Source organism: Flavobacterium sp. GW823-FHT04A11 (assembly GCF_058796535.1).
On the sequence record NZ_CM179503.1, the window covers coordinates 2040085 to 2065000 of the forward strand.

General features: G+C 33.6%; 25 protein-coding genes. 16 read left to right on the forward strand and 9 right to left on the reverse strand.

The window, feature by feature from the left end; translation table 11 throughout:
* The first annotated feature begins 58 nt into the window (after positions 1–58).
* The 3 genes from AC3QL1_RS08900 to AC3QL1_RS08910 all read left to right on the forward strand — a co-directional run bounded on the left by AC3QL1_RS08900 (position 59) and on the right by AC3QL1_RS08910 (position 3334).
* A complete protein-coding gene (locus AC3QL1_RS08900) occupies positions 59–2305 on the forward strand; it encodes a M1 family metallopeptidase (protein WP_492496885.1) in 2247 nt (748 codons plus the stop codon).
* 104 nt (positions 2306–2409) lie between these two features.
* On the forward strand, positions 2410–2769 hold the full coding sequence (locus tag AC3QL1_RS08905) for a Sec-independent protein translocase subunit TatA/TatB (RefSeq protein WP_492496886.1): 360 nt from the start codon (positions 2410–2412) through the stop codon (positions 2767–2769).
* A 1-nt stretch (position 2770) separates the two neighbouring features.
* Complete coding sequence (locus AC3QL1_RS08910) at positions 2771–3334, forward strand: phosphatase PAP2 family protein (protein ID WP_492496888.1); 564 nt, start codon at positions 2771–2773, stop codon at positions 3332–3334.
* Between the two features lie 100 nt (positions 3335–3434).
* Here the strand turns inward: AC3QL1_RS08910 and AC3QL1_RS08915 are convergent, their stop codons facing one another.
* The 3 genes from AC3QL1_RS08915 to AC3QL1_RS08925 all read right to left on the reverse strand — a co-directional run bounded on the left by AC3QL1_RS08915 (position 3435) and on the right by AC3QL1_RS08925 (position 5349).
* Positions 3435–4076: an O-methyltransferase gene (locus tag AC3QL1_RS08915; RefSeq protein WP_492496890.1), complete on the reverse strand. Its 642-nt coding sequence runs from the start codon at positions 4074–4076 to the stop codon at positions 3435–3437.
* A 112-nt stretch (positions 4077–4188) separates the two neighbouring features.
* Positions 4189–4587: a hypothetical protein gene (locus tag AC3QL1_RS08920; protein WP_492496891.1), complete on the reverse strand. Its 399-nt coding sequence runs from the start codon at positions 4585–4587 to the stop codon at positions 4189–4191.
* A 171-nt stretch (positions 4588–4758) separates the two neighbouring features.
* Positions 4759–5349, reverse strand: coding sequence for a YceI family protein (locus AC3QL1_RS08925; RefSeq protein ID WP_492496892.1), 591 nt, complete (start codon positions 5347–5349; stop codon positions 4759–4761).
* Positions 5350–5672: 323 nt separating this feature from the next.
* On the opposite strand from AC3QL1_RS08925, the gene rlmN reads away from it, so the two are divergent.
* On the forward strand, positions 5673–6728 hold the full coding sequence (gene rlmN, locus AC3QL1_RS08930) for a dual-specificity RNA methyltransferase RlmN (protein WP_492496894.1): 1056 nt from the start codon (positions 5673–5675) through the stop codon (positions 6726–6728).
* A 241-nt stretch (positions 6729–6969) separates the two neighbouring features.
* Here rlmN and AC3QL1_RS08935 read toward each other — a convergent pair whose 3' ends face one another.
* A complete protein-coding gene (locus AC3QL1_RS08935; RefSeq protein ID WP_492496896.1) occupies positions 6970–7830 on the reverse strand; it encodes a hypothetical protein in 861 nt (286 codons plus the stop codon).
* A 160-nt stretch (positions 7831–7990) separates the two neighbouring features.
* Between AC3QL1_RS08935 and AC3QL1_RS08940 the strand changes: the two genes are divergently transcribed.
* The 5 genes from AC3QL1_RS08940 (at position 7991) to dnaG (ending at position 13965) form a co-directional block, all read left to right on the forward strand.
* A complete protein-coding gene (locus AC3QL1_RS08940; protein WP_492496898.1) occupies positions 7991–8968 on the forward strand; it encodes a polyprenyl synthetase family protein in 978 nt (325 codons plus the stop codon).
* A 244-nt stretch (positions 8969–9212) separates the two neighbouring features.
* A complete protein-coding gene (locus tag AC3QL1_RS08945) occupies positions 9213–9773 on the forward strand; it encodes an RNA polymerase sigma factor (protein ID WP_492496900.1) in 561 nt (186 codons plus the stop codon).
* A complete protein-coding gene (locus AC3QL1_RS08950) occupies positions 9760–10530 on the forward strand; it encodes a hypothetical protein (RefSeq protein WP_492496902.1) in 771 nt (256 codons plus the stop codon). Before AC3QL1_RS08945 ends, AC3QL1_RS08950 begins: the two co-directional genes overlap by 14 nt.
* 186 nt (positions 10531–10716) lie before the next feature.
* Complete coding sequence (locus AC3QL1_RS08955) at positions 10717–11772, forward strand: F0F1 ATP synthase subunit B family protein (protein ID WP_492496904.1); 1056 nt, start codon at positions 10717–10719, stop codon at positions 11770–11772.
* A 129-nt stretch (positions 11773–11901) separates the two neighbouring features.
* Positions 11902–13965, forward strand: coding sequence for a DNA primase (dnaG, locus tag AC3QL1_RS08960; RefSeq protein WP_492496906.1), 2064 nt, complete (start codon positions 11902–11904; stop codon positions 13963–13965).
* Between the two features lie 108 nt (positions 13966–14073).
* Here dnaG and AC3QL1_RS08965 read toward each other — a convergent pair whose 3' ends face one another.
* Positions 14074–14703: a response regulator transcription factor gene (locus tag AC3QL1_RS08965; RefSeq protein WP_026730588.1), complete on the reverse strand. Its 630-nt coding sequence runs from the start codon at positions 14701–14703 to the stop codon at positions 14074–14076.
* Positions 14704–14796: 93 nt separating this feature from the next.
* Positions 14797–15603 carry an NAD(+) synthase gene (gene nadE / locus AC3QL1_RS08970; protein ID WP_492496907.1) on the reverse strand — a complete coding sequence of 269 codons (807 nt, stop codon included), beginning with the start codon at positions 15601–15603 and terminating at the stop codon, positions 14797–14799.
* Between the two features lie 99 nt (positions 15604–15702).
* Here nadE and gldB point away from each other — a divergent pair, with 99 nt between their 5' ends.
* A complete protein-coding gene (gene gldB / locus AC3QL1_RS08975; protein ID WP_492496908.1) occupies positions 15703–16659 on the forward strand; it encodes a gliding motility lipoprotein GldB in 957 nt (318 codons plus the stop codon).
* Positions 16659–16994 carry a gliding motility protein GldC gene (gene gldC, locus AC3QL1_RS08980; RefSeq protein ID WP_026985662.1) on the forward strand — a complete coding sequence of 112 codons (336 nt, stop codon included), beginning with the start codon at positions 16659–16661 and terminating at the stop codon, positions 16992–16994. The genes gldB and gldC overlap by 1 nt, the downstream gene beginning before the upstream one ends.
* Positions 16995–17104: 110 nt before the next feature.
* Here the strand turns inward: gldC and AC3QL1_RS08985 are convergent, their stop codons facing one another.
* From AC3QL1_RS08985 to AC3QL1_RS08995, 3 genes are all read right to left on the reverse strand, one after another.
* Positions 17105–17740 (reverse strand): hypothetical protein, encoded by a 636-nt coding sequence (locus AC3QL1_RS08985; RefSeq protein WP_492496910.1) that lies wholly within the window; start codon positions 17738–17740, stop codon positions 17105–17107.
* Positions 17741–17919: 179 nt separating this feature from the next.
* The gene (yihA, locus tag AC3QL1_RS08990; RefSeq protein ID WP_492496912.1) at positions 17920–18540 is read right to left on the reverse strand and encodes a ribosome biogenesis GTP-binding protein YihA/YsxC; all 621 of its coding nucleotides are present in this window, start codon (positions 18538–18540) and stop codon (positions 17920–17922) included.
* A gap of 41 nt (positions 18541–18581) precedes the next feature.
* On the reverse strand, positions 18582–19346 hold the full coding sequence (locus AC3QL1_RS08995; RefSeq protein ID WP_492496914.1) for an alpha/beta fold hydrolase: 765 nt from the start codon (positions 19344–19346) through the stop codon (positions 18582–18584).
* Between the two features lie 378 nt (positions 19347–19724).
* Between AC3QL1_RS08995 and mraZ the strand changes: the two genes are divergently transcribed.
* From mraZ to AC3QL1_RS09020, 5 genes are read left to right on the forward strand one after another with little or no spacing between them, the layout of a single operon-like run.
* Positions 19725–20198, forward strand: a complete 474-nt coding sequence (gene mraZ / locus AC3QL1_RS09000) for a division/cell wall cluster transcriptional repressor MraZ (protein ID WP_318802018.1) — start codon at positions 19725–19727, stop codon at positions 20196–20198.
* Entirely contained in the window at positions 20173–21081 is a 909-nt protein-coding gene (gene rsmH / locus AC3QL1_RS09005; protein ID WP_492496917.1) for a 16S rRNA (cytosine(1402)-N(4))-methyltransferase RsmH, read from the forward strand. Before mraZ ends, rsmH begins: the two co-directional genes overlap by 26 nt.
* 12 nt (positions 21082–21093) lie before the next feature.
* A complete protein-coding gene (locus AC3QL1_RS09010; RefSeq protein ID WP_492496919.1) occupies positions 21094–21441 on the forward strand; it encodes an FtsL-like putative cell division protein in 348 nt (115 codons plus the stop codon).
* Positions 21432–23444, forward strand: coding sequence for a penicillin-binding protein (locus AC3QL1_RS09015; RefSeq protein WP_492496921.1), 2013 nt, complete (start codon positions 21432–21434; stop codon positions 23442–23444). Before AC3QL1_RS09010 ends, AC3QL1_RS09015 begins: the two co-directional genes overlap by 10 nt.
* Positions 23441–24904 carry a UDP-N-acetylmuramoyl-L-alanyl-D-glutamate--2,6-diaminopimelate ligase gene (locus tag AC3QL1_RS09020; protein ID WP_492496922.1) on the forward strand — a complete coding sequence of 488 codons (1464 nt, stop codon included), beginning with the start codon at positions 23441–23443 and terminating at the stop codon, positions 24902–24904. Before AC3QL1_RS09015 ends, AC3QL1_RS09020 begins: the two co-directional genes overlap by 4 nt.
* Positions 24905–24916 lie beyond the last annotated feature (12 nt).

A 24916-nucleotide genomic window follows, 5' to 3' on the forward strand; every position in this document is an offset into this window, starting at 1 on the left:
AAAATTACCATTATAATTGTTATTTTCACACCCTGACAAAACTACCTATTACATATTTATGAAAAAGCTTTCATTATTATTAATTTTTCCTGCTTTATTAATGGCTCAGGAAAAATCAACTTCTACCGTTGCTCCAAAACAACAAGGGAAATACGATACGAATAAATTCAGCCAGATGTATGATTTATTAGCAACGCCTAATATGTTTCGTACGGCTTCCGGAGCGCCTGGTCCTGCTTATTATCAACAACAGGCAGATTATAAAATTGATATCGAATTAGATGATAAGAAATCAAAAATAACAGGTTCTGAGGTTATTACTTATTCAAACAATTCTCCGGATAGTTTAGAATATTTATGGATTCAGTTAGATCAAAATCAGGCAAGACCAAATACACAGTCAACTTTGGCTGAAAGCGAAAAAATTAATCAGGTTTTAGCACTTGATGGTTTTTCAAGCAAATATTTGAAAAAAGATTTAGAACGTGGTTTTAATATTGAACAGGTAAAAGACGCAAAAGGAAATCCGATGTCGTATACCATCAATGAAACTATGATGCGTATTAACCTTGCAACTCCTTTAAAACCGGGAGAGAAAATTTCGTTAGCAATTAAATGGTGGTACAATATCAATAATTATAGAAAAGAAGGCGGACGTTCCGGTTATGAATTGTTCGAAAAAGACGGAAATAAATTATACGTAATTGCTCAGTTTTATCCAAGAATGGCCGTTTATAACGATGTTGAAGGATGGCAAAACATGCAGTTTTGGGGAAGCGGAGAGTTTGCTTTGCCTTTTGGAAACTTTGATGTAAATATTACAGTTCCTGCAGATCACGTTATTGATGCAACAGGAGAATTGACAAACAGAGCAGAAGTTTTTACTCCAGAACAGGTAAAACGTTACGAACAGGCTCAAAAATCTTTTGATAAACCAGTTGTAATTGTTACGCAGGCAGAAGCTGAAGCAGCTGAAAAAGGATTCTCTGAAAAGAAAAAAACATGGAAATTTAGTGCTAAAAACGTACGTGATTTTGGTATTGCTTCTTCAAGAAAATTCATTTATGATGCAATGGCTGTCCAGTTAGGCGGTAAAATCGTTATGGCAGAATCTGTTTATCCAAAAGAAGCGAATCCACTTTGGGGAGAAACTTCGACAATGACAGTAGCGCATACTTTAAAAAGTTATTCATCACATACTTTTGATTATCCTTATCCAAAAGCAGTTTCTGTTTCTGCAGAAGATCAGGGTATGGAATATCCTATGATTTGCTGGAATTTTGGTCGTCCTGACGAAAATGGAGTAACAAGCAAAGAAGTTAAAAACGGAATGATTGGTGTAGTAATTCACGAAGTTGGACACACTTTTTTCCCAATGATTGTAAACTCAGATGAGCGTCAATGGACCTGGATGGACGAAGGTTTAAATTCGTTTTTAGAATATTTGGCAGAACAGGAATTAGATCCAAATTTCCCTTCAAGACGCGGACCTGCAAAAAACATTGTTCCTTACATGAGTGGTGACCAAAAGTTTTTAGAACCAATTATGTCTAACTCAGAAACTATAGTTCAGTTTGGTAATAATGCTTACGGAAAACCGGCTACAGGTCTTAACATTTTAAGAGAAGTAGTTATGGGCAAAGAATTGTTTGATTATGCTTTTAGAACATACGCAAACAGATGGAAATTTAAACATCCAACTCCGGAAGATTTCTTTAGAACTATGGAAGATGCTTCTGCCGTAGATTTAGATTGGTTTTTTAGAGGATGGTTTTACTCCACTGATTTTGTAGATATCGGAATTAAAGATGTAAAACAATATTACGTTTCTGATACTCCAACTGCTGATCTTAAAGATGTAAAAGTGAGAAAAGGACGTTTTGGATTCGAAAAAGGACCATTTGTTTATTTAGTAGCAAGTGATAATGCGGAAGTTAATACAGCAAAGAAAAAAGCTTTGAAAGTTGACGAAGTAAAATTATTATCTGATTATGTAAACCAAACTTTTACAGCCGAGGAAAAAGCTAGTTTAAAATCGCCTAAATATTTCTATGAAGTGGAATTCAACAAACCAGGCGGAATGATTATGCCAATTTTAGTTGAAATAACTTATGAAGATGGTACAAAACAAAACTTCCAGTATCCGGCTCAAATCTGGAGAAAAAATAATGATACTGCCAAAAAAGTATATGCTACAGAAAAAGCAATAAAAAGCATTCAGATCGATCCAAAATTGATGACTGCTGATATTGATGTAACCAATAACTCTTGGCCGAAAGTAGAAGAAAAATCAAAATTTGATTAAACATAAAACTAAAAAGACTCTGAAAAGAGTCTTTTTTTTTAAGGAAATTTTAAAGTTCACAGGCACAAAATTTAATATCTTTGTGACACACAAAAATAAAAGTTATGTTTGGTATAGGAGGAGGAGAATTAGTTTTCATACTATTTATAGTTTTAATGCTTTTTGGTTCAGATAAAGTGCCGGAAATTGCCCGTACAATGGGAAAAGCAATGGCGCAATTAAAAAATGCAACCAACGATATTAAAAGTGAAATCCATAAAGGAGCCGAAGCTAATGGTTTTGATTCTAAAACTTTAACGGATATTACAGGCAATATCAATGCTCAGATTAATGAGGCAAAAACTAATTTATTAGGTGATACTACAAGTATGACCACAAATTTATTAGGAGATACTGCTACAGAAATCGACAAAGTAAAAGAAGATATTGAAACAATCTCAGGACCTGTAAAACGCCAAATGTAATATGCTTGAAAAAATAAATGAATTGGATGTCAATTTATTGATATTTCTTAATGGTTTAGGTTCTGAAAAATACGATGGTTTCTGGCTTATTATTACCAATCAATTGTATTGGACACCATTCTTTTTATTCCTTTTTTATATTATTTATAAAAAAGTAGGAGGAAAGCAAACCTTATATATCTTGCTTTTTATAGCTGTTTTGATCGCTTTTACAGATCAAACCTGCAATTTGTTTAAACATACTTTTCAACGTTTGCGTCCGTGTAATAATCCTGATCTTAAGTCAATTATTCGTATTGTTCAGGTGCGTAATTCCTATAGTTTTTTCTCAGGGCACGCTGCAAACACAATGGCAGTTGCAACCTTTTTATTCCTGATTTTAAAACGCTATTTCAAGTATTTGGGATTCTTATTTCTTTGGCCTTTAATTTTCGCTTATAGCCGAATTTATTTAGGATTGCATTATCCGGGAGATATTCTTACCGGTTATTTCTTCGGAGCAGTTTTTGGTTCTTTACTTTATTTAGTATATCGAAAACTAAAACCGCAATATTTTCCAGGATAATTTTTTTAAAGATTCTAAGTTGTTGAGGTACTAAGATGCTGAGTTCTCTTTTAAATTGAAAGACTTAGAATCTTAGTACCTCAGAACCTTAGCAACTTTTCTAAAGTACTCTGCTCACCGTCAAACCATCACGAATTGGCAATAAAACAGTCTCTACTCTTGGATCGTTTTTCAAAAGTAAATTGTATTCTAAAAGCACTTTTGTACTCATATCATTTGGATGAACCGGCTCCAGGATTTTTCCACTCCACAAAACATTATCAGATAAAATAATGCCACCCTTATTCATTTTAGGAACAATCATTTCCCAGTAATTCAGGTAGTTTTCTTTATCTGCATCAATAAAAACCAAATCAAATTTTACGTCAAGCGTTGGAATAATATCAATTGCTTCCCCTAAATGCTGAAAAATCTGTTTTCCCCAAGGCGAGGCGTCAAAATATTTACGCTGAAAATCAACTAATTCTTCTTTTATATCAATAGTATGCAATTGTCCAATTTCCTGCATTCCTTCGCACAAACACAAAGCCGCATAACCGGTATAAGTTCCAATTTCAAGAATATTTACCGGACGAATCAATTTTGATAACATACTTAAAACCCGACCCTGAAAATGTCCGCTTAACATTCTTGGCAAAAGTATTTTTTGGTATGTTTCCTTATTCAGTTTCGCTAACAATTCCGGTTCGTTTTCAGAATGCTTTTCGATATAATCTTCTAATTCCTGTGATATAAAATGCATTTTATGTATGTTGTAATTTGAAAGCAAAAATACAAAAAAATATTGCTCGCTTTTTTCCATAAAAAAAACCATTCGCCGCGACGAATGGTTTTAATTTTGATTTCAATGGGAATTATTTTTTCAAAGCTTCATTAACATCTTTAGCCGTTTTTACAGTTCCGTCTTTAGCAGCTTTAGCAGCGGCTTCTGCTTTATCTGCAGCTTTTTTAGAAGCTTCTTTTACGTCTGCGGCTGTCTTTTTAGCAGCATCAGAAACTTCAGTTGCTGTTTTTTTAGTAGCGTCTTTTACTTCCTGAACTGTATTATTAGTAGCATCTTTTGCTTCAGCAGCAGCGTTTTCTACTTTTAAGACAGCAGTATCCTTAGCTTGTTCAATATCTGTTGTAAGTGTATCAACCTTGTTTCCAAGAGTTAGATTGTCTTCTTCAGTTTTTTGTTCCTTATTTCCGCAAGATTGTACGGCAAATGCCAATAAAGCAATAAAAGCTAAGCTTAAAATTTGTTTTTTCATGATTAATTCATTTTTAAAAAGTTGATAAAATATAAAGGTTATAAAGCTGAAAAAATAAAAGTACAAATTTTAAAATTAAGCGCTCTTCGTAAGATTATTTTTCTTTTCAGAGCAAGACAATTCTCGTGCCAAAATTTATGTTTTCGAAAACTTAAATTTAAATTTTTTAGATCAATTTTGTGTCAAAGATCCTTTCATGTTTAATTCACTAAAAGTAAGATTAAAAATTATAGTGAGGTCTTTTCCTGCTCTGACAACACCGAGTGCCGCAGTGGGAGGTGACATTCCAAAATCTGCAAAAGTAACCTGATTAGATCCCTTCAAAGTAAAGTTCCCATTGTTGGCGGTTACATTTACAACAGTTTTATATTCTTTACTGATTCCTGCGATTGTATAAACTCCGGTTAAATTCCAGGTTGTTTCGTTTACTTTACTTGCAGATTTTAAAACGTACTTGATGTTTTTATATGTTTTTGTATCGAGAGTTTCATAAGCCACGTCATCCATACTGGTCTTCGCGCTTTTTATGCTTTCTGCTAATAATGTAATAGTTAAGTTGTTTATATCTGCGATTTTAGAATCTATAACTGTTAAATTAGCAATCCCGTTTCCTTCTGAAGATTTCATTGACCAATCGTGTATATTTGAAGTTCCTGCAACTTCAAAAGTTGATCTTGCTATATTATAATTTCTTTGCGCATTTAACTGTATTGACATTGTTATTAAAATCACTGTCAATAAAATTGATTTAATTGTTTTCATCTTTGATAATATTGTGGGTTATTCATTAAATAAGAAAGTTGTAATTCGATAAGTTACAGGATCAAAACTGGTCTTATTTCCTGATCAAATTTATTGCGCACAAGCAGGAAATAGAATGATAAAAATCATAGTTGAAAATTTATTTAATAATTATAATATTCATCTGAAAAACAATATTGAGCCTGCTCATTCCTATAGAAAATTGAACTTAAACGCCGTATTTCTTTCCTAATTCATTGTGTTATTTTTTCTTGCCATTTTTTTGTTTTGCTAAGAATGCATCTAAATTTTAAAAAAATGACAAAAGTGATTAACTTTGCACCATGCAAATGGAGAAAAAAGACATACGAGCCTTATCAAAAGATCAATTACGAGATTTTTTTGTTGCCAATAATGACAAAGCTTTTCGCGGAAATCAAGTCTATGAATGGTTGTGGAGCAAAGGAGCGCACAGTTTTGAGGATATGACCAATGTTGCCAAAACAACACGTTCTATGCTCGAAGATAATTTTGTGATCAATCACATTAAAGTTGATACAATGCAGCGCAGCAGCGACGGGACGGTAAAAAATGCTGTTCGCTTGCATGATGGTTTGGTTGTAGAATCAGTTTTGATCCCAACTGATACCAGAACAACAGCTTGTGTTTCGAGTCAGGTTGGCTGTAGTCTGGATTGTAATTTTTGTGCAACGGCAAGATTAAAGCGCATGCGAAATCTGGAGCCGGGAGAAATTTTCGATCAGATTATGGCAATTGATAAAGAAAGCCGTTTGTATCATAATCATCCGCTTTCGAATATTGTTTTTATGGGAATGGGAGAACCTTTAATGAATTATAATAATGTTATTAAAGCAATCGATATGATTACGTCGCCGGAAGGTTTGGGAATGTCACCAAAGCGTATTATGCTTTCGACATCCGGAATTCCGAAAATGATTAAGAAAATGGCCGACGATGATGTAAAATTCAAACTGGCGGTCTCTCTGCATTCTGCAATTGATGAAATTCGCGCGAAGATCATGCCTTTCAGTAAAAATTTCCCTTTAAAAGATTTGCGTGAAGCACTTGAATATTGGTACAGAAAAACCAGAAGCAAAATTTCGTACGAATACGTAGTTTGGAAAGGAATTAACGACGATAAGGCGTCAATTGATGCCTTGGTTAAGTTTTGCAAATATGTGCCTTGTAAAGTCAATCTAATCGAATATAACCCAATCGACGACGGAGAGTTTCAACAAGCTTCAGAAGAATCGATTATGGCTTATATAAAAGCACTTGAAAATATTGGAGTAGTGGTAAAAGTACGTCGCAGCCGCGGAAAAGATATTGATGCCGCATGTGGACAATTAGCGAACAAAGAAGGTAATTTGACTGAATAATTGTATAGTTCCCAGGGAATAAAAAATATACACGAATTGATTTTCTGCCAACATTTAAAATCGCCGAGATATTTGAATAAAAATAAATTCCGTTAGGAATTACATATTGGTAGAAAAAACAATAACAACCAGTAAATATATCCCGTAGGGATTACACGTTTATAAATTTCAAATAAATAAAAAAGCATTAAAGACAAGATCCCATCCTGTTTTTAATGCTTTTTTTTGGGCAAAAAAGGTATTATTTTTTTAAGTCAACTTCTTCGGTTGTACCGTCTTTAGTAACAGTTACCAAAGTATTGCAATCTCCGTTTCCGTAATCAATTACGGCATTTGCACCATTTTTAGTTAAGGATAAAACCCCTTTTACAGCAAATGGTTTTTTACAGGCAGCATTAAACTCTAAAGGAGTCGTAATTTCGGCCGAATAAGTATCGCCATTTGGAAAAGTTGTGGTTCCGCTTCCTGTTACAACAGACTTGTTATCATCCCAATTAAACCAGGTATTATATCCTGAAATCGTTTCTTTTGTCAAAGTCCCTTTTCGGGAATAAACACCGCCGTCATCAAAAGTAATGGTTAAATCAATTGTTGCTGTTAAAACAGGATGTACTTCTGCGAGTAAATCTGTGGCTTTTTTAGTTCGAACAATACTTTTGCTTCCCTGAAGTTTTCTGCCATTGTGATAAAAACCTTCAAAAGTATAACTGATTGTTTGTGTTGCTGCCGTAAAATCATTTGAGAACGAAACAACCATTTTTCCTTTTACAAAATTTCCGTTGTCCAGCGTACATCCTTCAACACCAAAATCTACTGTTCTTGTCCAGGTATTATTGGTTAAAACTGTTGTAATTGTAGCGCAGCTTGGCAAAAAGTTTTTTACAGGCCCGCTTGGTTTATTAGCGCTGTTTTGTTGCGCATCAAATTGATCTTCGGCAATATTAGTAACATCTTCAATCGAAGCATCAATTTTAGAGTTCGTAATAATCTCATCATTCGAGATTTTAGCCGTAGTTCCGTCATTTCCACTTTCATCAGAATTACAACTAATAAAAAATGATAAAGTGATACAAGTTCCAATTAATAAAAATTTTGTTTTCATAATAAATAAGTTTAGGTTTTACTTTTAATTAATGAATTCAAATTAGGAATTGGAATTAGATGTTTTTTTGGTTAAAATTTTAATTAGTAAATAATTTGTTCATATACTAACATAAAATAGACAACGTTTTTTTATTTAAAATAGTATATTTGGAATCGAAATGAATATTACTTCTCAAATAAAACAGCCCATTTTTAACGAAATGGAACTTTTTGAAAAAAAGTTCCACGAATCGATGACTTCAAAGGTTGCATTGCTGAACCGCATTACCTATTACATTGTAAACAGAAAGGGAAAACAAATGCGTCCGATGTTTGTTTTTCTGACTGCAAAAATGGTTTCCGGAGGTATTGTAAACGAAAGAACGTATCGTGGTGCTTCTGTAATTGAGCTAATTCACACAGCAACTTTGGTTCATGATGATGTGGTTGACGACAGTAATCGCCGCCGCGGATTTTTCTCTATCAATGCGCTTTGGAAAAATAAAATTGCCGTTTTGGTTGGAGATTATTTACTTTCAAAAGGATTATTGCTTTCCATAGATAATGGCGATTTTGATTTACTCCGAATTATTTCTGTAGCCGTTCGCGAAATGAGTGAAGGAGAATTACTTCAAATCGAAAAAGCCAGAAGACTCGACATTACCGAAGATGTTTATTATGAGATTATCCGAAAAAAGACCGCTACACTTATTGCGGCTTGTTGTGCTCTTGGCGCAAAATCGGTAATTGAAGATGATGTTCAGGTTGAAAATATGCGCAAATTTGGTGAACTTATCGGAATGGCATTTCAAATCAAAGATGACTTGTTTGATTACAGCGAAGAAGCCATCGGTAAACCAACCGGAATCGATATTAAGGAGCAAAAAATGACCTTGCCTTTAATTCACGTTTTAAATACCTGTACTCCGCAGGAAAAAAAGTGGCTGATCAACTCCATCAAAAACCACAATAAAGACAAAAAACGCGTCAAAGAAGTGATTGCTTTTGTAAAAGACAATAATGGTTTGGCTTACGCCGAAAATAAAATGGTGGAATTCCAGCAGGAAGCACTTTCATTATTACAGAATTTCCCCGATTCTGAATTTAAAGACGCACTTATTTTGATGGTAAACTACGTTATTGAGAGAAAGAAATAGTTTTTTTTAATTAGATAATTAGATAATTTGTCAATTAGAAAATTATTCTTAAACGCTTAATATTTAGGTGCTTTTTCTTTTTTTTTTGTTGGGATTTTGAATTTTTTTATTGAAATTTTATTCACAATTTTTGGAATTTGGAATTTTTTTATTGAAATTTTTTCCACCCCATGCAACCATTTCAAATCCATAATCGTCTATGCTAATAGAAGTCTGTTGCTAAACCAAAACCAAAAGCTTATAAATGAAAATTATTCATTTACATCAGGAAGAAGCTGCAATTATAAAGTTGGCTGTCGAAAATAATCGACAAGCCCAACAGCAAATTTACAGTCGGTTTTCTCCAAAAATGTTAAGTGTCTGCCGGCAATATATAAAAGACATTCAACTCGCAGAAGATGTAATGATTACCGCTTTTATGAAAGTATTTACCAACTTAAATAAATTCGAACATAAAGGAAGTTTTGAAGGCTGGATTCGCCGAATCATGGTGAATGAATGCATCTCGTATTTAAGAGTTCAGAAAAAAGTAAAATTTACCGAAGATGAAATTTATGTCGAAGAAAGTTTTAATGCCATCGACATTCAGTTTTCGATAGATCAGATACAGTTTTTGATAGATGCTTTGCCAGACGGTTATAAAATGGTTTTCAATTTATATGCTATCGAAGGTTATAAACACAATGAAATTGCCAAGATGTTAGGAATTAATGAAGGAACATCGAAATCGCAATTATCGCACGCGAGAAAAATGTTGCAGACACAAATTAATACATTAAAAAAACAAGATAATGGAACCGAATAATTTTGAAAAGGATTTCCGTGACAAACTAAACCAACGTAAAATTGAACCAAGCGACAAAGCCTGGGACCGATTAGACGCCATGTTGAGTATTGCTGAAGAAAAAAAGCCCACAGTTCGACTTCGCTCTCTGCAAGCATCAAAAAAAAGATGGCTTTACATCGCGGCAAGTATTATTGGTTTTCTATTAGTCAGTACTTTCTTTTTTAATCAGAAGAAAAATGCTATTGAAACTCCAAAGATAAATGTGGCTACTGAAGAAAATGTAAAGAAAGATTCAACCCTAAAACCAGCTTCGGATATAATAGATTCAAATAAAACCGAAATCGCCATTTCAGAAAAGAAATCAATCGAAAAATTAGAAAACCAAGGAAATAATCAGTCCGGGGTTTCAAAATCAAATTCAGATAAAACAATTCAAAACAAGCAAAATCAAATAGCGGAGTCTTCAGTCATCATCAAAAACAATTCCGAAAAACAATCAATCAATAATCAAACTTCAGTTGTCGAAACTTCTAAAAATGAAAATATCGAGCAATTGTTAAACACAGCCGAGAAAACTGTTGTTGCAGAAAATCAGGCTAAGCCAAAATCAAAAATAAAAGTCAATGCCAGCGATTTACTCAATCAGGTTGATGGAGAATTAGAGCTTTCGTTTCGGGAAAAAGTAATTACAAAAGTCAATAAAAACTATCAGACGGTAAAAGTGGCTTTGGCGAATAGGAATCAGCAGGAAGAAAGAGTAAAGAAGCAAGAATAAAGAAGCAAGAGAAAGAGAAAAGAAAATAGAAAATAGAAAATAGAAAATAGATTTTTAGTTCCGGAGGAATGATCCATATTGTAGCGTCGTTCCGACGCTTCGGGATTAACCCGATGGAGATAAAGTAAATTCGCAATCAATAATTAATAATTAAAAAAAATCATCAATCAAAATCAAAAATCAATCATGAAAAATTTTACCGTTTACCTCGTAATTTTAGTTTTCTTATTTGTCAGCAAAGTGCTGGGACAGGAAACTTTTGAATCAAGGGCAAAACAAATTGCCAATAAAATAGAGAAAATTACCAAAGAAGAAAAGGCAACTTTAAAAGAAGAAGTGGAAGCTGTAAATGTGCAATTATCTGAAGGGAAAATAACGCAGGAACAAGCTGATAAACGCAAAAAGGAATTGGCAGAAGCAAGGGCAGTAATCATTGAAGAGAAAATAACTTTGGCACAAAACGAACTCAATGATTTGGTTCAGCAAAAAGTAGATGGAAAAATCAAAGAGCAGGATTCGACCGGAAAACATACTTTGATAATTCACTGGAACGACAGAAACTGGAATGAGCAAAACAGAAAAAGAAGAGATTCTATTCATGGTGAAAAAAGAACGACTTCGCAATTTGTGTTTGCAATGGGTTTAAACAATATGATGGTCGAGGGTAAACTTCAGGATTCGAATTACAGTTTTATAGGCTCACATTTTTACGAATGGGGTTTTACCTATAATTCACGATTAATGAAAAACGACAATTTATTACATGCAAAATACGGACTCTCCTTAATGTACAATAATATTCGCCCAACAGACAACCGTAGCTTTGTTGTAAATGGAAATCAGACGGATCTGGAAGTAAATACCATAAATCTGGATGAATCCCGATTTAGAAACGTGTATTTAGTATTGCCATTGCATTTAGAATTTGATTTTTCTAAACCAACTGTAACTAACGGAAAAACTTATTTTAGAACCCATAAAAGTTTCCGTTTTGGAATTGGAGGCTATGCCGGAATTAATGTAAAATCAAAACAAATTTTAAAGTTTGAAGAAGAAGATTTAAAATATAAAACAACCATAAAAGGTGATTACAACGTCAATAATTTTATGTACGGGTTAAGTTCTTACATTGGGTATAAATCGTTGAGTTTGTATGCAAAATACGATTTAAGTCCGTTGTTTCAGGATAATGTAGTCGAAGAAAAAAATATTTCATTAGGATTACGTTTCGATTTAAATTAAGAATTGAGTTGAGTTTAGTTAGTAGAAAAAGTGCTTTGAAAGAGGCACTTTTTTTATGGAAAATGATCAAATTTCAAGATTGATTTATGTACTTTTACAGGCTCTCAATTTTTAAAAATATTTTACGTTTTGATCTCACAAAGTACAATTGATTCTGTTTTTGAAACCGCTCGTGTTGAGGAGGTTATTGGTGATTTCGTAAATTTAAAACGCGCCGGAAGTAATTTTAAAGGTCTGAGTCCTTTCTCAGACGAGCGCTCTCCGTCGTTTATGGTTTCACCTGCAAAAGGTATCTGGAAAGATTTTAGTTCCGGAAAAGGAGGAAATTCTGTCGCTTTTTTGATGGAACATTCTCATTTTACTTATCCGGAAGCCATTCGCTATTTAGCCAGAAAATACAATATTGAAATTGAAGAAACCGAACAGACAGATGCTGAAAAAGCAATTACGGATGTTCGTGAAAGTATGTATCTCGTTTCAGAATTTGCAAAAGAATATTTTCATAATACACTTTTACATTCAGAAGAAGGAAAAGCAATTGGACTTTCCTATTTCAAGGAAAGAGGTTTTACAGACGAAACGATTAAAAAGTTTGGTTTAGGATATTCACCGGAAACCTGGGATGCACTGACAAAAGAAGCTTTGGGAAAAGGGTACAAACTGGAATTTCTGGAAAGTACCGGTTTGACAATTGCCAGAGAAGATCGTCCTTTTGACCGTTTCAAAGGCCGTGTAATGTTTCCTATCGAAAGTATGTCCGGACGTGTTTTAGGTTTCGGGGGACGTATTTTAACCAATGATAAAAAAGCAGCCAAATATCTAAACTCTCCCGAAAGTGATATTTACCATAAAAGCAGAGTGCTTTACGGTATTTTTCAGGCCAAACAATCCATCGCAAAACTAAATAATTGTTATTTGGTTGAAGGTTATACCGATGTAATTCAGTTTAATCAGGCCGGAATCGAGAATGTCGTGGCTTCTTCCGGAACGGCTTTAACGCCGGATCAGATACGTTTGGTCAATCGTTTAACAAAAAATATTACAGTACTTTTTGACGGAGATGCTGCAGGATTACGTGCTTCTATTCGTGGAATTGATTTAATTCTGGAAGAAGGAATGAACGTAAGGGTTTGTACTTTTCCCGATGGAGAAGATCCGGATAGTTTTGCGCGCAAAAATTCTCATGATGCTTTAGTCGCTTATTTAGAAGAAAACAGTAAAGACTTTATACAATTTAAAGCTTCGATTTTAATGAACGAAGCCAAGAATGATCCCATAAAAAAAGCAGATCTGATTCGCGATATGGTAACGAGTATTTCTAAAATACCGGATCGTATTCAGCGTGAAGTATATATTCAGGAATGTGCCCGAATAATGGATATTTCTGAGCAGGTTTTAGTAAGTACGCTGGCGCAGTTGATTCAAAAAGATATTTCAGAAGCTAATAAAAGACAAAAGCAGGAACAAAAACCTTTTGATGTTGTTAGAAACCAAAACCCTAAAAACACAGGCTATTCAGGTGGAGATCCGGATGATCCAAGAACAGGACCGCCGGACGACTATCCGGGAGAATATGGATATCCGGGACAACAGACAGAAAAAGTCGATATCTTATATGGTTTTGAACGTAAAATAATTGAAATATTATTGCTTTACGGAAGTGTTCTGGAAGATTTTGAAGATGTTTACCTAAAAGCTGACGAAGAAGGTGTTGTCAAAGAAGTTATAGAAAAAAGAAAATATAAAGTTTATGAGAAAGTTTATTTAAGCCTGCAGGAAGATGAGGTAGAACTTTCAAATTCATTATTCCAAAATATTTTCAACGGTTTGATTGATTTCTATAACCAAAATGAAAGTTTTAGTTTGGATAAATATTTAATGCATTTACCGACTGAATTTGCTCAGGAAGTGACCAATATATTAATGGAAGATGAAAAAGTTGCTATTCACAATTGGGAAGGGCAAAATATTTTTCCGAAACATAAAAATGTAACGATAGAACAAAATGTTTCAGATACCATTTTCTCGCTGCGCTGGTATTTGGTTTCTAAAATAATCCATGAACTCAAACAATCTTTGCTGTCTGATCCACAGGAAGATAACTCAGAGCTACTTTCTATGGTAATTGATTATTCTAAACTCCTGAATAATTTTTCAAGAAAACTGGGTCGGGTAGTTGTTCCTTATCATTAATAAAATTAAAAAGCTCTGTACCATTAAAATAGTACAGAGCTTTTGTCTACGGTTTCTGGATTATTCATCTGATATTTGGAAGATATCAGGAAGAGTAATTTTACACCATTAAATGATCTCTAATGTCTTAGCTTTGTTCACTAAGTCAACTAAATTAGTCACGTTTAATTTAGTCAATAATCTCAATTTGTAAGTACTGATCGTTTTTTCGTTCAGGTTTAAAATTTTTGAGATTTCATTATTTTTCTTACCATCACTTAAGTAACGCAAAACCTCAATTTCGCGGTTCGAAAGTTTTCTGTACAAGCGTTCGCTTTTGCTTTGTTTAGCAATAAGAGCCATGTTTTTACGTACAGTTTCGTTGATAATAATTTTTCCTTCGTGTACTTTAATAATAGAAAGACCTAAAGTTTCAAGTTTTTCTGTTTTGTGCACGTACCCGGAAACTCCCGCTTTAATTGCATTTGGAGCGTACATTTGTTCAGCGAGGTCACTAAAAATTACAATCTTTGTTTTTGGGAAATTTTTCAGGATAGATTTCACCTCGAAGATGCTCGAAAGACCTTCTAATTCTAAATCCAGAATTAGAATATCGATCTCCTTCGTCTGAAGAATATCTCTAACCATTGAAAAATTGCCTACGTTGGCAACAATTGAAATTTGATCGTGGTCTTTGAAATAAGACTTAACGCCAAAGTGAGTCACAGGATGATTGTCTGCAAGACATACTTTAATCATAATTTTACCTTTTTAGAATTATTATCATGTTTTTTGGAGCTGTAAAATTAATAAATAAATTCTGTAATTAATCGCAGACAAATGTTAAAAAGTTTATTTTAACGTTTTTGGTATCAAACAAACTGGTATTGAATCCATTTTATGCTTGTTGCTGGTGTTTAAACGTTTATAAATTTCAAAGACAGATTTTTCTCTCCCAGTGAAGTCAGCTGGCGTCTTTCCTGACTCCGCGGCCAGCATCGCCCATTCAAGCTCATCATAACTTGCTCCTAATTGATCTTCATCAGTTCTGTTGTCGCCAAATAATCCATCTGTTGGTGCAGCCGTTAAAATTGATTCCGGAATTGTTAAAAATTCTCCAAGAGCATAAACATCAGATTTCATTAAGTCGGCAATTGGACTCAAATCGACGCCTCCATCTCCATATTTAGTGTAAAACCCTACGCCAAAATCCTCAACCTTATTGCCTGTTCCGGCAACTAATAAGCCATTAATCCCTGCTAAATAATATAAAGAAGTCATTCTGATACGTGCTCGTGTGTTCGCAAGTGATAAATTAACTTTTGTTGAATCTTCTGAAGTAGGCATAGCGCTCTTAAATGCTTCAAAAGTGTCAGTTAAATCTGTTTTAACATCAGAAACGTTAGAGAAACGCTTTTTTAATTGCTCTATATGTTCCCTTCCTCTGGAAACCTGACTTTCTGCCTGATGAATGGGCATTTCTACACATAAAACTTTCAATCCTGTCTGAGCGCATAAAGTAGAGGTAACGGCAGAATCAACTCCACCGGAAATTCCGATTACAAAACCATTTACTTTTGCGTTGGTAGCATAATTTTTTAACCACTCAACAATGTGTGTATTTACTTTTTCTGTCTGAATAGTGCTTTTTTTAGTCATAATAGGTCAAGTTTAAGATACTGGAATGTATATTTGCACAAATATTTTTAAGTATCAGTTGTACTTAAATTCATGCAACACAAATCTAATTAAAATAAAATGAAAATATATCGCTTTGTAGTGGTTCTGTGCTTGTTTTTTTTGTCTTGTGATCAAAAAAGTAAAGTAGAAAAAGCTGTCGAGGAAATTCCGGTGAATGTTAAGGTAGAACGTTTTGATAAAGTTTTTTTTGAAACCAAACCTCAGGATTTAGCCAAAGTAAAAAAACAATATCCTTTCTTTTTTCCTGCCGGAAATGATGATAATGTATGGCTGAATAAAATGCAGGATCCAATCTGGAGAGAAGTTTATGATGAGGTTCAAAAAAAATATTCAAATTTTGAACCTGTTCGTGAAGAATTCAACGCACTTTTTCAGCACGTAAAATATTATTTTCCTGAAACTAAAATTCCAAAAGTAATTACGGTTATCGGAGAAATGGATTATACCACAAAAGCCATATATGCAGATAGTCTTGTTATTGTCTCGTTAGAGTTATACTTAGGGAAAAATCATAAGTTTTATGAGTTTCCAAATTACTTAAAAGAGAATTTTGAAGAAAGACAAATTATGCCCGATGTGGTTTCGAGTTTTACTTTCAGAAAAATTCCTGCTTCAACAGACAGAACTTTGCTTTCTCAAATGATATTTGAAGGAAAACAATTGTATTCCAAAGATTTGCTTTTACCTGATTATACAGATGCTGAAAAAATGGGCTACACGCCGGAACAAATAAAATGGTGTGAAGAAAACGAAAGTTATATGTGGCGTCATTTTATTGAAAATGAAATGCTGTATAGCGAAGATCCTAAATTAAACACCCGATTTATTGCGCCTGCTCCGTTTTCAAAATTTTATCTTGAAATAGATAATGATTCACCCGGAAGAGTTGGTGCCTGGATTGGATGGCAAATGGTGCGTTCGTACATGAAAAATAATAATGTAACGCTGCCGGAATTATTAAAAACAAACGCAAAAGAAATTTTCGAAAAGTCCAAATATAAACCTAAGAAATAATGTCAGATACAATAAACTCAGAAATTAAATTCAATATAGAATTAGACGAAAACCGTGTTCCTGAAAAATTAACATGGAGCGCTCAGGACGGTGGTGTTCAGGCCGAAGAAGCAAAAGCGATTATGTTGTCTATTTGGGACAGCAAAGCCAAAGAAACCATGCGCATCGATTTATGGACAAAAGATATGCCTGTTGATGAAATGAAAATTTTCTTTCACCAGACATTGGTTGCCATGTCAGATACTTTTAAACGCGCTACAGACGACGAAAAAATGTCAGATACTATGAAAGACTTCTGTGATTATTTTGCAGAGAAACTGGAACTTACTAAGTAAAATTCCAATTTTTAAATTCCAAATTCCAATTCTGGTAGTTGAAATTTCGAATAAAAAAAACCAAACTCCAATCTGTAAATTGGAATTTGGTTTTTTTTTATTATTGGAATTTAAATTTTATTATTTACAGATCTTTTCTTTAAATCCTTAAATATCTTTTTTAAAGCGCCCAGCATCAAAGCATCCGAGTTTTTATAAAAAGTAACATTGTCAAGCAGCTTATCTGATTTTTCTGTTTCCCACATTGATTTTGTGTTTGCCTTATGTGTGATACCCACAACATTTTGGGAATAAATGATTTGCTTCAGGTTTAAATCATATATTTCGAGAATTACAGAAGCTTCATTTTTTCCGGATTCACTATCGCCCTGATAAAGTTCTATGGAAGAAAAGTCGCTGCTGTTTTTTTTGGTAGAAATATTAATGAAAAAATCAAAACCGGTGCCGTCTTTGAGTTCTTTTAGTTTTACGCTATTCGGATTGAGATGAATCTTTCTTGTAACCAATAATCCATTCACGTCATTAATATAAGATAATCTGTCTCCAACGCTTTTTCTGAAAAATTTTAGAGTTTCATCGGTCATTTTATCTTTTGAATTTTTTGGACAATCCAATTCGTTTAAAAGCCATTTTCCAGATGTAAAATCAACGCCGGTTCTTTGTCCGGTGATAAACATATATCTTGGTGTCTGGCAGGAAGATAAAATTAAGAGAAAAAGAAAAGAGAGCGATGTAAAATTCTTCATAAACTTATTTTGATTTGCTTCAAATGTAGTTTAAAAAAGTTGTCTTGTATACGTTATAAATATTTATTTAAAGATTTTAACTACAAATAAAAAATCTCAAATTCCAACTTTTAATTGGAATTTGAGACTTCTATTTTTGATAATTCTAATATTGGAATTTCAGTATTGGAATTTTATTTTTAAAACTCAGAGTTATTTTTAAAAACCTCCTGATTTACTTCGTCAATATATGCCAGAACATCCTCTCTTCCTGTTTGTTCTGTAGCCGATGTAACAAAATAATGGGGCATTTCTTCCCAGTTATTGGCAAACATTTGTTTTTTGTATGCAGCAATGTGTGAATCTATTTTTACTTTACTGATTTTATCGGCTTTGGTGAAAATAATGCAAAACGGAATTTCGCTTTCTCCCATATACGACATAAATTCAATATCGATAGCCTGGGCTTCATGGCGAATATCAATTAAAACAAAAGCGCAGACAAGCTGTTCTCTGGTTTCAAAATAATCAGTGATAAATTGCTGGAAAACAGATTTTGTTTTTTTAGATACTTTAGCGTAACCGTAACCTGGTAAATCGACCAAAAACCAATTGTTATTAATTTTAAAGTGATTTATTAATTGCGTTTTTCCTGGTCTTCCGGAAGTTTTGGCTAAATTTTTATGATTGGTAAGCATATTAATCAACGAAGATTTCCCTACGTTTGATCTTCCGATAAAAGCATATTCCGGCAAAAAATCTTTTGGACATTTTGCAACTTCAGAATTACTGATAATAAATTCGGCGGTTGTAATTTTCATGTGTTTTGTTTTTTAAACCTCCAGAAATCGAAAGTTAGATGCTATAAATTCTTTTTAGTAAGCCATTCTTCAAGAATTGCATTAAATTCCTGAGGATGTTCCATCATAGCAGCATGTCCACATTTGTCTATCCAATACAAAGTTGAATTAGGCAATAATTTATCAAATTCTTCGGCCACATTTGGTGGAGTTACAGCATCATTTTTACCCCAGATGATACAGGTTTCCACTGTCATTTTTGGTAAATCTTTTGCCATATTGTGGCGAATAGCACTCTTTGCAATGGTTAAGGTTTTGATCAATTTTATGCGGTCGTTAACGGTTGCATAAACTTCATCAATTAATTCAGGGGTAGCAATTTTAGGATCATAAAATACATCTTCAGCTTTTTTTCTGATATATTCATAATCACCTCTTTTTGGATAACTATCTCCCATTGCGCTTTCGTAAAGACCAGAACTTCCGGTAATTACAAGTCCTGCAACTTTTTCAGGATATAATTTTGTGTGGTAAAGAGCAATATGTCCTCCAAGTGAATTACCTAATAAAATTACCTTATCAAAACCTTTAAAAGTGATAAAGTCTTTTACGTATTTCGCAAAACTTTTTACGTTCGTTTTTAAAATACTTTGGGTATATATTGGCAAATCAGGGATAACAACTTTGTATCCTTTCGTTGGGAAATATTCTGCTACAGCATCAAAGTTACTTAGACCTCCCATTAAGCCGTGTAAAATTACGATAGGAGTTCCTTCTCCAGCTTCATAATAGCTGTATTTGCCTTCTTTTTTGTAGTTTTTGTCCATCTAATCTAATGCCAATTTCAATTTGGACAAATATAGGGTTTAATAAATAAAAATGGATTTTTGCTACCATTTTTTAACTACATAATTTCAGTAGAACTTCTAAGTGGTTAAAAATCAGGTTTTATTCATAAAAAATGAATAATTGCCAAATGTTAAAAAACTAACAGAATCTATGGTTTTTTAAGAGAATGACTATGTATTTTTTGCAATTGTTAAATAGAATTGCTGATTGATTAATTATAATCTATCCAATTGATTCTCTATTAATTAGCCTGTTTTGGGTAAAAGTGGTTAAACTTATTAACAAAGTGGTATTTTGTGGTAAAATGTGGTAATATTTTTTATATTTTTGCTGTATAACATGTTAATGAATTTTTCTTGAACACAATTGTAGGAACATACGAGTGTAAAGTCGATGCTAAAGGGAGGCTAATGATGCCTGCACCTTTAAAAAAGCAATTGGCATCCTCTCTTCAGGACGGTTTCGTTTTGAAGCGCTCTGTTTTTCAGCCGTGTTTAGAATTATATCCTATGGATGAGTGGAATTTGATGATGCAAAAAATCAACAAACTCAATCGTTTCGTAAAAAAGAACAATGATTTTATTCGAAGATTTACTGCGGGAGTTAAAGTAGTAGAGATTGATGCATTAGGAAGATTATTGGTTCCAAAGGATTTGGTTGCTTTTTCAAATATTTCGAAAGATGTGGTTTTTTCATCTGCGGTTAATATAGTGGAGATTTGGGATAAGGATTTATATGAAAAATCAATAAGCGGCGAAGATATGGATTTTGCAGATTTAGCCGAAGAAGTAATGGGAAATATTAATGACGACGACAATGGAATATCATAATCCGGTTTTACTTCATCCTACAGTGGATGGTTTAAATATTAAACCTGACGGAATATATGTAGATGTTACGTTTGGTGGTGGAGGTCATTCAAAAGAAATTTTGAAACGATTAGGACCAAACGGAAAATTGTTTGCTTTTGATCAGGATGAAGATGCGCTTGCAAATGCGTTGCCGGATGAAAGGTTTACCTTAATTAATGAGAACTTTAGATTTATAAAAAGATTTTTACGTTTTCACGGAGTTAAAAGTGTTGACGGAATTTTGGCCGATTTAGGAGTTTCATCCCATCAGTTTGATGTTCCGGAGCGCGGTTTCTCTACCAGATTTGATGCCGAACTGGATATGCGGATGAGTCAGAAAAATGATTTAAATGCTTACCGTGTGGTTAATGAATATGAAGAACAGGATTTACGTCGTGTTTTTTTTGATTATGGAGAGTTGAAAAACGCACCGGTTTTGGCAAGAACAATTGTAGAAGCAAGGCAAGGTTATCCAATCAAAACGACAGACGAGCTTAAAGAAGTTCTGGCAAAATATTTACCGGAAAGAGTTCGAAACAAAATATTGGCTCAGATTTATCAGGCTATTCGTATTGAGGTAAATCAGGAAATGGATGTTTTAAAAGAATTTATCGAGCAATCGTTAGAAATTTTAAATCCGGGCGGAAGATTTTCTGTAATCTCTTATCATTCTCTTGAAGACAGACTGGTAAAAAGATTTATAAAAAACGGAATGTTTGAAGGTGAACCGGAACGCGATTTTTACGGAAATTTTACGGTTCCGTTTAAAACCATCGGAAAATTGATTGTTCCTGATGATGCAGAAATTAAAATCAACAACAGAGCAAGAAGCGCAAAATTAAGAATTGCTGAAAAGATATAATTAAGGTATAAAATGAAAGGCGGAGTATTTAGCATATTAAAAGCAAGATTTCTATTAAACGATGACGCTGTCAAAAACTGGCGGTTTATTGTTTTCCTTATTTTGCTTGCGATAATCATGATTGCCAATACACAGCGATACGAACAAAAGGTTTTTGAAATTGCAAAATTAGGAAACGAAGTAAAAGAATTGCGATCTGAATTTGTAGACAGAAGATCAGAATTAATGAAATTAAAAATGGAGTCAACGATTTCGGATAAAATGCTTGAAAAGCAAATTTTTCCATCAACAGTTCCTCCGGTTAAAATAGAAGTTAAAAAAGAAGAAGAAAAAAGTTTCTTTAAAAGAATATGGCAGTAGACGATAAACATATATCCTACAGAATTTACCTAGTAGCAGTTTTCATCTTTGTGATGGCAATTGCTATTGTTGTTAAGTTAACTAATATTCAATGGGTTGAAGGAGATTATTACAGAAAACTCGCTAAACAGCGTACCATCAAGAATTTTGTAATTCCGGCAAACAAGGGAAATATCTATTCGGCAGACGGAAGTTTACTGGCGACCTCAATTCCTAATTATGAAATTAGATTTGATGCAAAAGCGCCAAAAACAGAAACTTTTGAAAAACACGTAAAAGCATTAGCAGATTCATTGGCGACTATTTTGGACAGACCAGGAGGTTATTATGAAAAAGAATTAAGAAAAGCCAGAGAAAACAAAAATCGCTACTATTTAATAGGACGCAATTTGAGTTATACTGAATATGTAAAAATAAAAGGATTTCCGTTGTTCAATTTAGGTCCGTTTAAAGGCGGAATTATCATCGAACAGGAAACAGTTAGAAAACATCCGATAGGGAAAATTGCCGAAAGAACGATTGGTTACGACAGAATTGATCCTGCAACAGGAGTTGAAGTTGGAAAAGGAATCGAATGGGCTTTTAAAAATTACCTAAACGGAAAAGACGGTAAGATTTTAAAACAAAAAATTGCAAAAGGGCAGTGGAAACCTATTCGTGATTTAAACGAAGTTGATCCAATTGATGGTTACGACGTGATCTCGACAATTGATGTCTTTATTCAGGATATCGCGCACCATGCTTTATTGAAACAACTAGAAGATTACGAAGCAGATCACGGTTGTGTTGTGGTCATGGAAACAGAAACCGGTCATGTAAAAGCGATTTCGAATTTAGGAAGAGCAGAAGACGGATCGTATTACGAAACCACAAATTATGCTGTTGCAGAATCTCATGAGCCTGGTTCAACTTTTAAATTAGTCGATTTAATGGCGATTTTAGAAGATAAAGTAGCAGATACAAGTACGGTTTACGATAGTCACGGCGGACAAGTAAGATATTACGGGCGTCCCGTTAATGATTCACACCACGGAGGTTACGGAAAAGTTTCATTAGCACGTGGTTTCGAACTTTCTTCAAATACCGTAATGGTTCAGGCAGTTTATGAAAACTATAAAAGTAATCCATCCAGGTTTGTAAATCACATTAAGAGTTATGGATTAGATAAACCATTAGGATTGCATTTTAAAGGAGAAGGAAGACCTTATATACCAAAACCTGGAGACAAACACTGGTCGGGAATTTCACTTCCGTGGATGGCATTTGGATATGAAGTTTCAGTTACACCAATGCAGACGCTGGCATTTTACAATTCGGTTGCTAATAATGGAGTGATGGTTAAGCCGCAATTTGTATCAGAGATAAAAGAATGGAATAAAACTATCAAGAAATTTGATGTAGAAGTAATTAATCCACGTGTTTGTTCGCCTGAAACCATAAAAAAATTAAAAGCAGTATTGCTGAATGTGGTTAAAAAAGGCACGGCTTCTAAATTGTATTCGAAAGATTTTTCGATGGCAGGAAAAACAGGAACAGCCCAAATGAATTATGCAGGCAAAGAAGGAAAATCGGCATTGTATTATGCTTCTTCTTTCGTAGGTTATTTTCCGGCAGATCATCCTAAATATTCTTGTATTGTAGTGGTTCACAAACCCAATACTTCAAAGAATAATTATTATGGAGCTGACGTTGCAGGACCGGTTTTTAAAAGAATCGCCCAAAAAATATTTACAGATGCGCCTTCGACAAATAAAGTTAAAAAACTGGATTCAAGAGTTCCAAAACAGGATTCAAGTTATGATAAATATTATGTAGTTGAAGCCAATAAAAAATCAAATCAAATTCCTGATTTAAAAGGAATGCCGGGAATGGATGCTATTGCTTTATTGGAAAACTTAGGTTTGAAAGTAAAAGTAAACGGAGTAGGAAAAGTAAAAAAACAGTCTTTACAAGCTGGACAAAATATTAGTAAAAACACAACTATAGTATTAGAATTATCGTGAAAATACTGAAAGACATATTATATAAAGTAGCTATTGAATCTGTAACTGGTTCAACGGATATTGCTATCCATAAAATTGATTTTGATTCAAGAAAAATTGAAGAGAATGATGTTTTTATAGCCATTCGCGGATCGCTTTCTAATGGTCATGATTATATCGAAAAAGCAATTCAGTTAGGTGCAGTTGCCATTATTTGTGATGAATTGCCTCAAAACCTTGCAAAAGGAATTACTTATATAAAAGTTCTGGATACTAATACGGCTTTGGCTTTTATGGCGGCTAATTATTTTGGAAATCCTTCTGAAAAATTAAAATTAGTTGGCGTTACAGGTACAAACGGAAAGACAACAATTGCTTCATTATTGTTTCAATTGTTTCAAAAGGCAGGTTTTAAAGTTGGTTTATTATCAACTGTAAAAATTATGGTTGATGAAACAGAATATAATGCAACACATACAACTCCGGATTCTATCACAATTAATCATTATTTAAATGAAATGATTGAGGCCGGCGTTACACATTGCTTTATGGAAGTGAGTTCGCACGGAATTCACCAAAAACGTACAGAAGCTTTGCATTTTGTTGGAGGGATTTTTACCAATCTTTCGCATGATCATTTAGATTATCATCCAACTTTTGCAGAATACAGAGATGTAAAAAAGTCATTTTTTGATTCATTGCCAAAAACGGCTTTTGCTTTATCAAATATCGATGATAAAAACGGAACTGTAATGCTGCAAAATACAGTAGCAAGAAAACGAACATATGCCTTAAAAACCTATGCTGATTTTAAAGCTCAGATTTTAGAAAGTCAATTGTCCGGTTTATTATTAAAAGTAAACGAGAACGAAGTTTGGGTAAAACTAATCGGAACTTTTAACGCTTATAATGTTTTAGCAATTTACGGAACGGCGGTAGAATTAGGAATGGACAGTTTAGAAGCTTTGCGTTTACTGTCTGATTTAGAAAGCGTTTCAGGACGTTTTCAGTATATCGTTTCTCAGGGAAATATTACGGCAATTGTAGATTATGCCCACACGCCGGACGCCTTAGATAATGTTTTGAAAACGATTGCTGACATCCGCACTAAAAACGAACAATTGATTACAGTTGTTGGTTGTGGTGGAAACAGAGATAAAACGAAAAGACCAATTATGGCTAAAATTGCAACAGATTTGAGCGATAAAGCCATTTTAACATCTGATAATCCTAGAAACGAAGATCCCGAAGTGATTCTCGATGAAATGGAAAAAGGTGTTGAACCACAGAATTATAAAAAAATGCTGAGAATTACAGACAGAAAACAAGCTATTAAAACCGCTTGTCAATTGGCTCAGCCTAATGATATTATATTAATTGCAGGAAAAGGACATGAAACATATCAGGAAGTAAATGGTGTTCGCCATCATTTTGATGATATGGAAATTGTCAAAGAAATTTTAGATCAACTAACAAAATAAAGTTTAACCGGT

What these genes read in the sequence shown, in the direction of transcription:
- AC3QL1_RS08900 (WP_492496885.1), top strand. Translation starts at nt 59, where the DNA reads ATGAAAAAGCTTTCATTATTATTAATTTTTCCTGCTTTATTAATGGCT.
- AC3QL1_RS08905 (WP_492496886.1), top strand. Translation starts at nt 2,410, where the DNA reads ATGTTTGGTATAGGAGGAGGAGAATTAGTTTTCATACTATTTATAGTT.
- AC3QL1_RS08910 (WP_492496888.1), top strand. Translation starts at nt 2,771, where the DNA reads ATGCTTGAAAAAATAAATGAATTGGATGTCAATTTATTGATATTTCTT.
- AC3QL1_RS08915 (WP_492496890.1), bottom strand. Translation starts at nt 4,076, where the DNA reads ATGCATTTTATATCACAGGAATTAGAAGATTATATCGAAAAGCATTCT.
- AC3QL1_RS08920 (WP_492496891.1), bottom strand. Translation starts at nt 4,587, where the DNA reads ATGAAAAAACAAATTTTAAGCTTAGCTTTTATTGCTTTATTGGCATTT.
- AC3QL1_RS08925 (WP_492496892.1), bottom strand. Translation starts at nt 5,349, where the DNA reads ATGAAAACAATTAAATCAATTTTATTGACAGTGATTTTAATAACAATG.
- rlmN (WP_492496894.1), top strand. Translation starts at nt 5,673, where the DNA reads ATGCAAATGGAGAAAAAAGACATACGAGCCTTATCAAAAGATCAATTA.
- AC3QL1_RS08935 (WP_492496896.1), bottom strand. Translation starts at nt 7,830, where the DNA reads ATGAAAACAAAATTTTTATTAATTGGAACTTGTATCACTTTATCATTT.
- AC3QL1_RS08940 (WP_492496898.1), top strand. Translation starts at nt 7,991, where the DNA reads ATGAATATTACTTCTCAAATAAAACAGCCCATTTTTAACGAAATGGAA.
- AC3QL1_RS08945 (WP_492496900.1), top strand. Translation starts at nt 9,213, where the DNA reads ATGAAAATTATTCATTTACATCAGGAAGAAGCTGCAATTATAAAGTTG.
- AC3QL1_RS08950 (WP_492496902.1), top strand. Translation starts at nt 9,760, where the DNA reads ATGGAACCGAATAATTTTGAAAAGGATTTCCGTGACAAACTAAACCAA.
- AC3QL1_RS08955 (WP_492496904.1), top strand. Translation starts at nt 10,717, where the DNA reads ATGAAAAATTTTACCGTTTACCTCGTAATTTTAGTTTTCTTATTTGTC.
- AC3QL1_RS08965 (WP_026730588.1), bottom strand. Translation starts at nt 14,703, where the DNA reads ATGATTAAAGTATGTCTTGCAGACAATCATCCTGTGACTCACTTTGGC.
- nadE (WP_492496907.1), bottom strand. Translation starts at nt 15,603, where the DNA reads ATGACTAAAAAAAGCACTATTCAGACAGAAAAAGTAAATACACACATT.
- gldB (WP_492496908.1), top strand. Translation starts at nt 15,703, where the DNA reads ATGAAAATATATCGCTTTGTAGTGGTTCTGTGCTTGTTTTTTTTGTCT.
- gldC (WP_026985662.1), top strand. Translation starts at nt 16,659, where the DNA reads ATGTCAGATACAATAAACTCAGAAATTAAATTCAATATAGAATTAGAC.
- AC3QL1_RS08985 (WP_492496910.1), bottom strand. Translation starts at nt 17,740, where the DNA reads ATGAAGAATTTTACATCGCTCTCTTTTCTTTTTCTCTTAATTTTATCT.
- yihA (WP_492496912.1), bottom strand. Translation starts at nt 18,540, where the DNA reads ATGAAAATTACAACCGCCGAATTTATTATCAGTAATTCTGAAGTTGCA.
- AC3QL1_RS08995 (WP_492496914.1), bottom strand. Translation starts at nt 19,346, where the DNA reads ATGGACAAAAACTACAAAAAAGAAGGCAAATACAGCTATTATGAAGCT.
- rsmH (WP_492496917.1), top strand. Translation starts at nt 20,173, where the DNA reads ATGACGACGACAATGGAATATCATAATCCGGTTTTACTTCATCCTACA.
- AC3QL1_RS09010 (WP_492496919.1), top strand. Translation starts at nt 21,094, where the DNA reads ATGAAAGGCGGAGTATTTAGCATATTAAAAGCAAGATTTCTATTAAAC.
- AC3QL1_RS09015 (WP_492496921.1), top strand. Translation starts at nt 21,432, where the DNA reads ATGGCAGTAGACGATAAACATATATCCTACAGAATTTACCTAGTAGCA.